This is a genomic window from uncultured Aureimonas sp. (assembly GCF_913775355.1).
GTDB lineage: Bacteria > Pseudomonadota > Alphaproteobacteria > Rhizobiales > Rhizobiaceae > Aureimonas.
This window is the reverse complement of the sequence record NZ_CAJYIU010000038.1, coordinates 1-12,315: the sequence shown is the minus strand read 5'-3', so window position 1 is coordinate 12,315 and position 12,315 is coordinate 1. Positions and strand designations below refer to the sequence as shown.

Genomic DNA, 12,315 nt, shown 5'->3' with positions numbered 1-12,315 from the left:
GGCGCATCGAGCGTATCCGCGTGACGCTGCACGAGAGCCACGTGGCGCGCGCCTGGTACGAGGGAGACCTTTGAGCGCGAGCCCGTCGTGCCATCTCGTCTTCGCGATTCCGGGCGACCTCGACGCGCCGAGCGGCGGCTACGGCTACGACCGGCGCATGATCGCGGAGCTGCGGGCGCTCGGCTGGCAGGTCGACGTCGTGCCGCTGCCCGCCTCGTTTCCGATGCCCGGGCACGCGGACATGGCGGCCGCCGCCGCGGCCTTCGCTGCCCTGCCGGACGACGCGCTCGTCATGGTCGACGGACTGGCCTTCGGCGCGCTTCCCGACGTTGCGCGACGTGAAGGAAACCGGCTGCGTCTTGCGACCCTCGTCCACCATCCCCTGGCGCTGGAGGACGGCCTCTCTCCCCCGGTCGCCGACGCCCTGCGTTCGAGCGAGCGTGAGGCGCTGGCCCACGCCCGCGCCGTCGTCGCCACCAGCCGGACCACCGCGCGGCTTCTGTCGATCGGGTTCGGTGTCGGCTCCCATGTGGCCGTCGCCCCGCCCGGCACCGAACAGCCGACGTCGCCGCCCTCCCGCCCGCCGTCGCGCATGCCGACGATCCTGTCGGTGGGCTCGCTGATCCCGCGCAAGGACCATGCGCTGCTCGTCGAGGCACTGGCGGGTTTGACCGATCGTCCCTGGCGCTGCCGGATCGTGGGAAGCGAAACCGCCGATCCCGCGACCGCCCGCGCCCTCAAGACCCGGATCGCCGAGGCCGGACTGGAGCGGCGGATCACGGTCGTCGGCCCCGTTCGAGACGTTGCGGCCGAGTATCGCGCCGCCGACATCTTCGCCCTGCCCTCCCGTTTTGAGGGCTACGGCATGGCGTTCGCCGAAGCCATGGCGCACGGGCTGCCCGTCGTCGGGTGCGATGGCGGCGCGGTGTCGGAAGTGGTTCCGTCATCGGCCGGTACTCTCGTCGAGCCGGGCGACGCGGCGGGGTTCGCCCGCGTGCTCGAAGCCCTTCTTCGCGATCCAGCCGAACGCCAGCGCATGGCCGACGGGGCCCGCCGGGCCGCCGCCACATTGCCGACCTGGAGCGCATCCGCCCAAATCCTCTCCGACGCTCTGGAGGCCGTGCGATGAGCGGTTTCGATACGACCTGGCTTGATCTCCGGGAACCCGCCGACCACGCCGCGCGCGACGCCGACCTTCTGGAGACGGCGCGCAAGTTTCTGCACGCCGGCGGCCCGTCGCCGCTCGCCGTCGATCTCGGCTCCGGCACCGGCTCGACGCTGCGTGCCTTCGGGCCGGACGGGCAGACGCGCTGGCGTCTCGTCGACTACGACCCCCGTCTTCTCGAAGCTGCCGTGTCGCGTCTCGAGGGCTTTCCGCAGGTCGAGCGGATGGAGGCAGACCTCGCGCATCTCGACCCGGCCGTGGTGGCGGATGCGCGCCTCGTCACGGCCTCGGCGCTCTTCGACCTTGCTTCGCAGGAACTGGTGGAGCGCGTCGCCGATCTCCTCGCCGAGCGCAAGATCGGTCTCTACGCGGCACTGAACTACGACGGCGTGAACCGCTGGGAGCCTCTGGCGGACGGCGACGACGAGATGCTGGCGGCCTTCAACGCGCATCAGGCGACGGACAAGGGTCTCGGGACGGCGCTCGGGCCGCAGGCCGCCGAGGCGCTGCGCGCCGCCTTCGAGCGTCGGGGCTACGAGGTTCGCGTCGCGCCGAGCCCGTGGCGGCTCGATGACGGTCAGCGCGCGCTGGAGACGGCGCTTCGGGACGGTTTCGTGGCGGCCGTCCGGGAGACCGGACGTGTCGAGGCGCGACGGATCGACGCCTGGCAGGCGGCGCGCAGCACGCAACTCGTCCGCTCTCATGTCGGGCACTGGGACGTCCTCGCCTTGCCGAAGGCCTGACGGGCGCCCGTGTCAGGCGGCGGCGCGCCGGCGCCCGCCGATGGCATGACGCGTGAGGACCATCAGCCCCGGCAGCGCCCCCACCAGCGAGGCGACGCCATAAACCACGCTGGCGGCGAAGGCGCCCCCGGCCGTGATCCCGGCGATCGGCAGGATGGCGGCGGCGGCCGCCTCGCGGAGCCCCCAGCCGCCGACCGAGACGGGCAGGAGCATCGAGAGAAGCACGAGCGGAACGAGAAGCAGCGTGCCGGCGAACCCGAGCGGCGCGCCGACGGCGATTGCCGCAAGCGCGAAGGTCGCGAGATAGGAGAGGACGACGGCCAGCGAAAGTGCGGCCTGGACCGCCCAGGCCCCGCGCCGGACGAAGACCTCGGCGAGCACCGGGCCGAACGCGCGGCGAAACCGCGCCGCGCGGTCCCCGAGAAGGCGCAGCACCAACCCGCCGACCAGAACGAGACCGGCGGCGGCGGCGAGGAGAACGAGGAGCCTCGCGCCGCCCGGCGGAGCCACCCCGAAGACGAAGGGCGCGGCGAGAAGGCCGAGCCCGGCGGCGGAAAAGAGAACGAGTTGCCCCGACAGGCGGTCGAGCACCACGGCCTGCCCCGCGCGGCCGGTCCAGCGATCGTCCGCGCCGTCGCGGGCCGCGCGCACCACCCGCACCGCGTCGCCGGCAACGCCGCCGGGCAGGACCTGATTGAGAAGGCTCGCCAAATAATACTCGTCGATCGCCCGGCGCGCCGGCAGCGTCTGGCCGAGACGCCCGGAAACGAACCGCCAGCGCAGCGCCGACAGGACGATCTGCGGCTGGACCGAAAGCACCGCGAGCGCGAAGACGACGGGATCGGCTCGGCCGAGCCGGTCGAGCCCCTGCCCCCGGTCGAGCATCGCGACGACCGCGACGAAGAGGCCGACACCCGCGACGAGCGGCAGGATGGTGCGGCACCAGGCGGGCATCGCGGACAAGGACTGGAACTGGCGCACGCGCACTCCGGGCAGCCCATGGCCGGCAGGATCGGAGGCATGGGGGGATCGGTCGACATGTAGCGGGCACGACCGGCATCGGACAGAGCCCGCACGTCCGCGCGCCGTCACTTCAAACCTGCGCGAGCGGCGCAAGGCATGCGAGGTCGATCGCCGGGCGGCCCAAGTATTGCCGAGGTCATGTCCGGTGATCGGAAGTGGAACGGATGCCGTTCCGGCAGAACGAACGGTTGTGACAGCGTCCGCCAATGCGGATCGTCGCGCCGGGTCTGGATATCGTCCCGCTTGCTTATCGTTCCCGCGCCATGCTTCAACCATGCCTTCCGCTCGACCGGTCGAGTCCGCAGCATCGCGGACTCCCGGCGGCCAACAGACTTGGAGACGTCACCTGATGACCCTTCGTCCGATCCGCGTACTTTTCGGCGCCGCCCTTCTCACCTCGACCCTTCTGGCAGGTTCCGCTCTCGCCCAGACCCTGCACCGGGGCAATGCGGGCGAGCCGCAGACGCTGGACCAGGCGCGGACCTCGGTGAACATCGAGGCCTTCGTGCTGAAGGATCTCTACGAGGGTCTGACGATCTACGATCCGAACGGCAAGATCGTGCCGGGCGCCGCCGAAAGCTGGCAGGTGTCGGACGACGGCACGGTCTACACATTCAAGATCCGCGACGCCGCGAAGTGGTCGAACGGCGATCCGGTGACGGCCGGGGACTTCGTCTTCTCGATGCGCCGCATCCAGGACCCGAAGACCGCCGCGCCCTACGCCAACATCCTCTACCCGATCAAGAACGCCGAGAAGGCGAACAAGGGCGAAGTGCCGCTCGATCAGCTCGGCGTGCGCGCCGTCGACGACAAGACGCTCGAGATCACGCTGGAGCGGCCGACGCCGTTCTTCATCGAGCTTCTGGCGCATCAGACCGGCCTGCCCGTCCACCCCGCGACCGTCGAGGCGCAGGGCGACAATTTCGTGCGGCCCGGCGTGATGGTCTCGAACGGCGCCTTCAAGCTGACCGAGCAGGTCACCAACGACCACATCACCGTCACCAAGAACCCGGACTACTGGGACGCGGCGAACGTGAAGCTGAACGAGGTGATCTTCTACCCGATCGACGACGCGGCCGCCGCCCAGCGCCGCTTCCAGGCCGGCGAGATCGACATGACCTTCGACTTCGCGGCCGACCAGCTCGAGTTCCTGAAGAAGGAGTTCGGCAACCAGGTCCGCGTGACGCCGAAGCTGTCGACCGAGTATTACGCCTTCGACACGCGCACCGCACCCTTCAACGACGTGAACGTGCGCAACGCCCTGTCGATGGCGATCGACCGCGACTTCCTGTCGAAGGAGATCTTCCAGGGCGCCCGCCTGCCCGCGCTCTCCTTCGTGCCGCCGGGCATCCCCGGCTACGAGACGCCGAGCGAGCCGACCTATGCCTCGATGGATCAGCTCGACCGCGAGGACGAGGCGCTGCGCCTTCTGAAGGACGCGGGCTACGGCAAGGGCGGCAAGCCGCTCGACATCTCGATCCGCTACAACACAAACACCAACCACGAGCGCGTGGCGACGGCGATCGCCGACATGTGGCGCACCCAGTTCGGCGCGAACGTCACGCTGCAGAACTCCGACGTCGCCTCGCACTACGCCTACCTGCAGGAGGGCGGCACGTTCAACGTAGCGCGCGCCGGCTGGGTCGCCGACTACGCCGACGCCGAGAACTTCCTCGCGCTGACGACGACCGGCAACAAGACCTTCAACTACTCCAAGTGGTCGAACCCCGAATACGACCGCCTCATGGCCGCCTCCTACGAGGAGAAGGACCCCGCCAAGCGCGCCGAGATCCTGCATCAGGCCGAGACGCTGATCCTCAAGGAACAGCCGATCGTCCCGCTCCTGAACTCGGCCTCGCTGTGGCTGGTGTCCGACAAGGTGTCCGGCTGGGGCGACAACGTCGCCGACGAGCACTTGTCGAAGTACCTCTCGGTCAACCGCTAACCGGCGGTCCGACGGGCGGCGCTCCGGCGCCGCCCCTCCGTCCCGAGAGCCCTCCCCATGACCCGTTTCGTCTTCGGCCGCCTCCTTAGCGCGGTGCCGACGCTGTTCATCGTCGTCACCCTGTCCTTCTTCCTGATGCGCATGGCCCCCGGCGGCCCGTTCAACCTCGAACGCCCGCTGCCGCCCTCGACCATGGCCAATCTCATGGCCACCTACCGGCTCGACCAGCCGCTGGTGGTGCAGTACTGGACCTACCTCTCCAACGCGGTGCGCGGCGATTTCGGGCCGAGCTTCGTCTATCGCGACTACTCGGTCGCCGAGCTGATCCTTCAGGCCCTGCCCTATTCGGTGACGCTCGGTCTCTGGGCGCTTGCCTTCGCCGTGATCGGCGGCACGATCGCCGGCGTCGTCGCCGCGCTGCGGCAGAACGGCTGGGTCGACTATCTCGTGATGGGCGTCGCCACCATCGGCATCACGGTTCCGAACTTCGTGATCGGCCCCGTGCTCACCCTCGTCTTTGCGATCATCCTGTCGCTCGTTCCCGCCGGCGGCTGGGGTGACGGTTCGTTCCGCAACCTCGTCCTGCCGGTGATCGCCCTCGGGCTGCCGCAGCTCGCGGTCTTCGCGCGCCTCACGCGCGGCTCGATGATCGAGGCGATGCGCACCGACCACGTGCGCACCGCGAAAGCCTACGGCCTGCCTTGGCGCTCGGTCGTCGTCACCCATGCGATGCGCGGCGCGATGCTGCCCGCCGTCACCTATCTCGCGCCGTGTTGCGCCGGGCTCCTCACGGGCTCGACCGTGGTGGAGACCCTGTTCACGATCCCCGGCGTCGGCCGCTACTTCGTCGAAGGGGCGCTCAACCGCGACTACACGCTGGTCATGGGCACGGTGGTGCTCGTCTCGGTCTTCATCATCGCCTTCAACCTTCTCGTCGATCTTCTCTATGCCTTCCTCGACCCGAGGATCCGCCATGACTGACCTCGCCTCCACCACGCCCGATCCGGGCCCGCTGCCCGGCGATCTGCCCGTGGCGCCGCAGGACGTGCGCGGCCGCTCGCTGTTCCAGCTGGCGCTCCTGCGCCTGCGCCGGAACCGCGCCGCCATCGCCGGCTTCGTGATCCTGACTCTCGTCGCGCTGTTCTCGTTCCTCGGGCCGCAGTTCACCGATCATCGCTACGATCAGGTGTTCCAGTCCTACGTCTCGGTACCGCCCTCGCTCGAAGCCTGGCCGCGCGAGGAAAACCTCCAGAGCGCGGTGGAAAGCGTCGCCGGGCGCGCCCGCGTCACGCTCGCCGCCTTCGACGTCGAGGACGGGCGATACCGCGCGACCATTCGCTCGGATGAGACGATCGACCCGCGCGTCCTTCGCTACTTCGACCGGTCCGGCCAGCTTGGCACCGGGGCGGAGGTTGCAGAAACGCGCGACGACGGGCGCGAGCTTGTCGTGTCCGGCACCGTCGGGCAGCAGTATTTCCCGTTCGGCACCGACGGCAACGGGCGCGATCTCATGGTCCGCACGATGGTCGGCGGGCAGATCTCGCTCGTGATCGGCGTTCTCGCCAGCCTCGTGTCGCTGGTGATCGGCGTCACCTATGGCGCGGTATCGGGCTATGTCGGCGGGCGCGTCGACAACCTGATGATGCGCCTCGTCGAGATCCTCTACTCGCTGCCCTTCGTATTCATGGTCATCATGCTGGTCGCCTTCTTCGGGCGGTCCTTCGTCTTGATCTTCGTGGCGATCGGGCTGGTCGAATGGCTCGACATGGCGCGCATCGTCCGCGGCCAGACGCTCGCCATCAAGCGGCGAGAGTTCGTCGCGGCGGCGGAGGCCATGGGCCTCACCGACCGGCAGATCGTCCGGCGCCACATCGTGCCCAACACGATCGGCCCGGTCGTGGTCTTCGTCACCATCGTCGTGCCGAAGGTGATCCTTCTGGAAAGCTTCCTGTCCTTCCTCGGCCTCGGCGTGCAGGCGCCGCTGACGAGTTGGGGCGCCTTGATTTCGGACGGGGCGCAGACGATCCAGGCGGCCCCCTGGCTCCTGATCTTCCCGGCCGTGCTCTTCTGCGTAACGCTCTTCGCGCTCAACTTCATCGGCGACGGCTTACGCGACGCCTTCGATCCGAGGGACCGCTGACATGGCCGAGACGGTGCTTTCCATCCGCGACCTTCGCGTCGCCTTCGACACCGAGGACGGTCAGCTCGATGCCGTGAAGGGCGTCTCCTTCGAGGTCGCGCCCGGCGAAACGCTGGCGGTCGTCGGGGAATCGGGGTCCGGCAAGAGCCAGACCATGATGGCGGTGATGGGGCTCCTCGCCGCAAACGGCCGGGCGTCCGGCTCGGCGCGCTATCGCAGCGAGGAGATCCTCGGGCTCCCCGCCCGCCAGCTCAACCGCTATCGCGGCGCGAAGATCTCGATGATCTTCCAGGAGCCGATGACCTCGCTCGACCCGCTTTACCCCGTGGGTCGGCAGATCGGCGAGGTGTTCCGCCACCATTCGGGCAAGCGCGGCTCGGCCGTGCGGGCGCGGGTGCTGGAGCTTCTTCGCCTCGTCGGCATCCCCGAGCCCGAGCGGCGCATCGACAGCTTCCCGCACGAGCTCTCCGGCGGCCAGCGCCAGCGCGTGATGATCGCCATGGCGCTCGCCAACGATCCGGAACTCCTGATCGCCGACGAGCCGACGACGGCGCTCGACGTGACAGTGCAGGCGCAGATCCTGAAGCTTCTCGCCGATCTCCAGCAGCACCTCGGCATGGCGATCCTCCTCATCACCCACGATCTCGGCGTCGTCCGGCATTTCGCCGGCCGGGTCGTCGTCATGCGTCGCGGCGAGGTGGTCGAGGAAGGGCCGACGGAAGCGATCTTCCAGTCGCCCCGCCACGACTATACCAGGATGCTGCTCGCCGCCGAACCGCAGGGCGGTAAGCCGCCTGTGCCGGAGAGCGCGCCGCTCGTCCTCTCGGCGCAGAACGTCGTCGTCGATTACGACCTGCGGGGATCGAAGGGCCTGTTCTCGAAGGGACCCGACACGTTCCGCGCCGTCGATCACGTCTCGCTGGCGCTGAAGAGCGGCCAGACGATCGGCGTCGTCGGCGAATCGGGGTCGGGCAAGTCGACGCTCGGGCGCGCCATCCTGCGCCTCCTGCCAAGCGACGGGCGATACCGCTTCGAGGGTCAGGACATCACCGCCTTCGACCGGCGGCGCATGCGACCGCTGCGGCGCGAGCTGCAGCTGATGTTCCAGGACCCGTTCGGCTCGCTCAGCCCACGCCTCACGGTCGGCGAGATCGTCACCGAAGGCCTGCTCGTCCATGAGCCGTCGCTGTCGGCGGCGGATCGCTCGCGCCGTGCGGCCGCAGCGCTGGAGGAGGTCGGCCTGCCGCCGGAGGCGCGTAACCGCTACCCGCACGAGTTCTCCGGCGGTCAGCGCCAGCGCATCGCGATCGCACGCGCCATGATCCTGAAGCCGAAGGTCGTGGTGCTGGACGAGCCGACCTCGGCGCTCGACCGCTCGGTGCAGGTGCAGATCGTCGAGCTCCTGCGAAAGCTGCAGCGCGAGCACGGCTTGTCCTACGTCTTCATCAGCCACGATCTGGCGGTGATCCGGGCGATCTCGGACCATATCCTCGTCATGAAGGACGGCAGGCTGGTCGAGGAAGGCGCGACGGAGGACATCTTCTCGAGCCCGCGCGAGGCCTACACGCGCACCCTGATCGCGGCCGCCTTCGATGCCAAGCGGCCGCGCGACATGGCCGCCTGAACCGGAAAAAAAGGGGCGCCGGATCGGCGCCCCTTCCTCTTTTTGCATCCGTTGATTGGTCAGGCCACCGGCGCGGGGCGGACCATCGCGATCGCCTTGGAGATCAACGGCCAGGCGAGAAGCAGGAGCGCCAGCGCCATCAGCGTGCCGACCAGCCCGTTCGACCAGAAGATCGAGAGCGAACCGCCGGAATAGAGCATCGACTGGCGGAAGGCGTCCTCGGCCTTGTCGCCAAGAACCATGGCCAGAACCAGCGGCGCGATCGGGTAGTCCAGCCGCTTGAAGACGTATCCGACGATGCCGAAGGCCACCGCCATCATCACGTCGAACTCGGCATTCGCCACGGTATAGGCGCCGATCAGGCAGACCACGATGATGATCGGGCCGATGATGCCGAAGGGAATGCGCAGGATCGAGGCGAAGAGCGGCACGGTGGCGAGCACCAGCACCACGGCGATGATGTTGGAGAGATACATCGAGGCGATGAGTCCCCAGACGAAATCCGGCTGCTCGACGAAAAGGAGCGGGCCGGGCTGGAGGCCCCAGATCATCAAGCCGCCCATCATGACGGCCGCCGTCGCCGAGCCCGGCACGCCGAGCGCCAGCATCGGCAGAAGCGCCGAGGTGCCGGCCGAATGGTCGGCGACTTCCGGCGCGATGACGCCTTCCGGCTCGCCCTTGCCGAAGTTGCGGCCGTACTTGCCGAAGCGCCGGCCGAGGCCGTAGCTCATGAAGGAGGCGGCCGTCGGCCCGCCCGGCGTGATGCCCATCCAGACGCCGACCGCGGCGGAGCGGACGAACGTCACCCAGTAGTGCGGCAGGCGCGCGAGCGCCCGGAAGATCTCGCGCACCTCGATCTTCGAAGACACGCCCTTGAACTTCAGCTCCTCCTGCACGGTGAGCAGAAGCTCGCCGATGCCGAAGAGGCCGATGACGGCGACGAGGAAGGAGATGCCGCGCAGGAGGTCCGGCCAGCCGAAGGTGAGGCGAAGCTCGCCCGACACCGTGTCCATGCCGACCGTCGCAAACGCCAGGCCCGCGAGCAGCGACACGGCCGCCTTGATCGGATCGCCGCCACCGAGCCCGATGAAGGAGCAGAAGGCGAGAAGGTAGATCGCGAAGAACTCGGGGCTCGAGAAGCGCAGCGCGAACTCGGCGATCCAGCCGGCCAGGAGCGTGATGACGATGACGCCGGTGAGCGCGCCGATACCGGCCGAGAAGAAGGCGGTCGACAGCGCTTCGGTCGCCCGGCCCTGCTTGGCCATCGGGTAGCCGTCGAAAGTGGTCGCCACCGACGAGGGCTCGCCGGGGATGTTGAAGAGGATCGAGGTCGTCGATCCGCCGAACAGCGCCCCCCAGTACATGGACGACAGGAGGATGATCGCAGAGACCGGCTCCATCGTGAAGGTCAGCGGCAGGAGCAGCGTCACGCCGTTCGGCGCGCCGAGCCCCGGCAGCACGCCGACGAGGATGCCAAGCAGCACACCCATGACGATGAGCGCGACGTGGTAGAACGAGAAGGCGACGGAGAAGCCGTGCAGGAGATTGGCGATATCGGCCATGGGATCATCTCCTCAATAGATGCCGAGAAGCGGCATGACGACGCCCTTGGCGAGCGGCACCTGGAACCAGAATTCAAAGGTGACGAAGAAGACGGCCATGGTCGCGACCGAGATCGTCGCCGCCTTCACGAGGCCGACCTTGCCGAGCGTCATCATCGAGAAGACGAGGAACAGCGCGCCGGACAGGTAGACACCGAGCCACGGAATGAGCGCGGCCGAGATCGCCGTCGGCACGAAGACGGACGCGATACGCCCGAGCGCCCCGTCTTCCAGGAAGCGCTCGTCGAGGCCGGTCGGCTCGTGCAGGGCGACGGCGCCGCCGGCCGCCTGGGCCTCGAGGTTGGCCGGCGCGCGGCGACGCCCGGTGAGGCCGTATTTGACGGCGATTACGAGGCCGAGCACCGTCAGGATGATGCCGATGCGGAACGGGAAATAGCCGGCGGACGGGCCGAAATCCGTCCAGCCGGTGCCGTTCTCCAGGCTGCCATAGGCCGTGACGACACCCAGAAGGGTTGCCGAAAGGCCGGTCGCGACTTCGATGTGACGGCGGGTGACCATCGCGCGTCCTCCCCTTTTGCATGACGGGCCGGCGAACGGGGGACCGGCGTCCGGCCCCCCTGCCGGCGTTCGGCTTAGTTGACGAGCCAGCCGTCCGCTTCGAACTGCTTGCGCGAGCGCTCGACGTCGGCGGCGATGTAGGACTTGAACTCGTCGCCGGTCATGAAGCGCGCCGTCTGCGAGGTGTTCTTCAGATAGGTCTGGAACTCCGGCGTCTCGGACACCTTCTTCAGAAGGTCGGTGTACCAGGCGACGGCCTCGGCCGGCACGTCGGCGGGCGCGAAGACCGTGCGCGGCATCTGGTAGGCGTCGAGCGCGAGGCCCTGCTCGCGGCAGGTCGGGATGTCGTTCCACGACATCGTCTCGGTGACCTTCGTCGTGTCGGCCATGCGCTCGGCCGCCATCACGCAGAGGGGTTTCGCCTGCCCCGCACGCCACTGTCCGACGTTCTCGGCCGGGTTGTTGGTGTTGGCGTCGATGTGGTTGCCGGCGAGCTGCACGGCGGCCTCCGAGCCCGACTTGAACGGGATGTAGAGGAACTTCGCGCCCGTCGCGGCCTCGATGCGGCGCACCAGCGTCTGGTCGACGTCCTTCGACTGCGAGCCGCCGAAACGGACCTTGCCGGGGTTCGACTTGCCGGCCTCCACGAGGTCGGTGATCGTGTTGTAGGGGCCGTTCGCTTGGGCCCAGACGACGAACTCGTCCACCGCCAACGTCGCGATCGGCGTCAGGTCCTCCGACTTGTAGCCGAGGCGCGTGACGAGCGGCAGCTGCCACTCGTTGGACGTGCCGAGGATCAGCTTGTGGTCGTCGCCGCCCGCGCCCGCGCCGTAGATGAACGCCTCGGCGCCCGAGCCGCCACCCTTGTTGGAGACGACGACATTGGTCGGCGCCAGGTTCTCCTTGGCGATCGCCGCCTGGATCTGGCGGGCGAACTGGTCGGTGCCACCGCCGGCGCCGCCGGCCGCGATGAACTCGACCGGCTTGGTCGGAGCCCACTGCGCCATGGCAGGTGCGGCCAGAGCAAGGGTCACGAGGGCGGTGGTTGCGAAGAGCTTCATTGGATCATGCCTCCCAGACGGATCGTTGAAGAAAAGGGGGGCCCGGCCGGTCGTCCGGCCGGGAGAATGGAGCGCCGGCTAGCCGGCGTTGAGGGCCTCGCCGACCGTGCGGGCACAGAGCGCCAGCGAGACGGCGCCGGCATCGGGATGTCCGATGCTCTTGGCGGCGAGCGGGCGCGCGCGGCCGAGCCGGGGCGTCAGCCGGGCGGTCTCGTCGGCCGCACGCGTCGCGGCTTCGGCGGCCCGGCTCCAGGCATCGCGCAGGCGCGCCCCGCCCTTCATCTCGGCGTCGAGCGTTTCGACGAACGGCACCAGAGCATCGACCAGCGTCTTGTCGCCGACCCGGGCGCGTCCGAGCGTGGTGACGGCGTCCCGGCCGGCCGCGGCGGCGCGCGCCGCTGCGGCCGCATCCACGGGAGCGTCGTCGCCGAGCGCCGTGCCGAAGCTGCGCAGGAGAAGACCCCAGATCGCACCGGACGTGCCGCCGGCCGTGT

General features: G+C 69.0%; 11 protein-coding genes. 6 read left to right on the top strand and 5 right to left on the bottom strand.

The window, feature by feature from the left end; translation table 11 throughout:
* Window positions 1-70 precede the first annotated feature (70 nt).
* Both QZ753_RS02775 and QZ753_RS02770 read left to right on the top strand, forming a co-directional pair.
* The gene (locus QZ753_RS02775; protein WP_294641012.1) at window positions 71-1,129 is read left to right on the top strand and encodes a glycosyltransferase family 4 protein; all 1,059 of its coding nucleotides are present in this window, start codon (window positions 71-73) and stop codon (window positions 1,127-1,129) included.
* Window positions 1,126-1,908, top strand: a complete 783-nt coding sequence (locus QZ753_RS02770; RefSeq protein ID WP_294641011.1) for a methyltransferase type 11 — start codon at window positions 1,126-1,128, stop codon at window positions 1,906-1,908. Before QZ753_RS02775 ends, QZ753_RS02770 begins: the two co-directional genes overlap by 4 nt.
* Before the next feature lie 12 nt (window positions 1,909-1,920).
* Here the strand turns inward: QZ753_RS02770 and QZ753_RS02765 are convergent, their stop codons facing one another.
* Window positions 1,921-2,889 (bottom strand): lysylphosphatidylglycerol synthase transmembrane domain-containing protein, encoded by a 969-nt coding sequence (locus QZ753_RS02765; RefSeq protein ID WP_294641009.1) that lies wholly within the window; start codon window positions 2,887-2,889, stop codon window positions 1,921-1,923.
* A 391-nt stretch (window positions 2,890-3,280) separates the two neighbouring features.
* Between QZ753_RS02765 and QZ753_RS02760 the strand changes: the two genes are divergently transcribed.
* Genes QZ753_RS02760 through QZ753_RS02745 form a run of 4 tightly spaced genes read left to right on the top strand, consistent with a single transcriptional unit; the run spans window position 3,281 to window position 8,640 of the window.
* Window positions 3,281-4,876 carry a peptide ABC transporter substrate-binding protein gene (locus QZ753_RS02760; RefSeq protein WP_294641007.1) on the top strand — a complete coding sequence of 532 codons (1,596 nt, stop codon included), beginning with the start codon at window positions 3,281-3,283 and terminating at the stop codon, window positions 4,874-4,876.
* 57 nt (window positions 4,877-4,933) lie between these two features.
* Window positions 4,934-5,857 carry an oligopeptide ABC transporter permease OppB gene (gene oppB, locus QZ753_RS02755; RefSeq protein WP_294641005.1) on the top strand — a complete coding sequence of 308 codons (924 nt, stop codon included), beginning with the start codon at window positions 4,934-4,936 and terminating at the stop codon, window positions 5,855-5,857.
* A complete protein-coding gene (locus QZ753_RS02750) occupies window positions 5,850-7,016 on the top strand; it encodes an ABC transporter permease subunit (RefSeq protein ID WP_294641003.1) in 1,167 nt (388 codons plus the stop codon). Before oppB ends, QZ753_RS02750 begins: the two co-directional genes overlap by 8 nt.
* Before the next feature lies 1 nt (window position 7,017).
* Window positions 7,018-8,640, top strand: a complete 1,623-nt coding sequence (locus QZ753_RS02745) for an ABC transporter ATP-binding protein (protein ID WP_294641001.1) — start codon at window positions 7,018-7,020, stop codon at window positions 8,638-8,640.
* A gap of 59 nt (window positions 8,641-8,699) precedes the next feature.
* Here the strand turns inward: QZ753_RS02745 and QZ753_RS02740 are convergent, their stop codons facing one another.
* From QZ753_RS02740 to QZ753_RS02725, 4 genes are all read right to left on the bottom strand, one after another.
* Complete coding sequence (locus tag QZ753_RS02740) at window positions 8,700-10,202, bottom strand: tripartite tricarboxylate transporter permease (RefSeq protein ID WP_294641000.1); 1,503 nt, start codon at window positions 10,200-10,202, stop codon at window positions 8,700-8,702.
* A gap of 12 nt (window positions 10,203-10,214) precedes the next feature.
* Window positions 10,215-10,760, bottom strand: a complete 546-nt coding sequence (locus QZ753_RS02735; protein WP_294640998.1) for a tripartite tricarboxylate transporter TctB family protein — start codon at window positions 10,758-10,760, stop codon at window positions 10,215-10,217.
* 74 nt (window positions 10,761-10,834) lie between these two features.
* Complete coding sequence (locus QZ753_RS02730; protein ID WP_294640996.1) at window positions 10,835-11,821, bottom strand: tripartite tricarboxylate transporter substrate binding protein; 987 nt, start codon at window positions 11,819-11,821, stop codon at window positions 10,835-10,837.
* Between the two features lie 78 nt (window positions 11,822-11,899).
* The coding region (locus tag QZ753_RS02725) for a DAK2 domain-containing protein (RefSeq protein WP_294640994.1) at window positions 11,900-12,315 on the bottom strand (416 nt) is incomplete at its 5' end.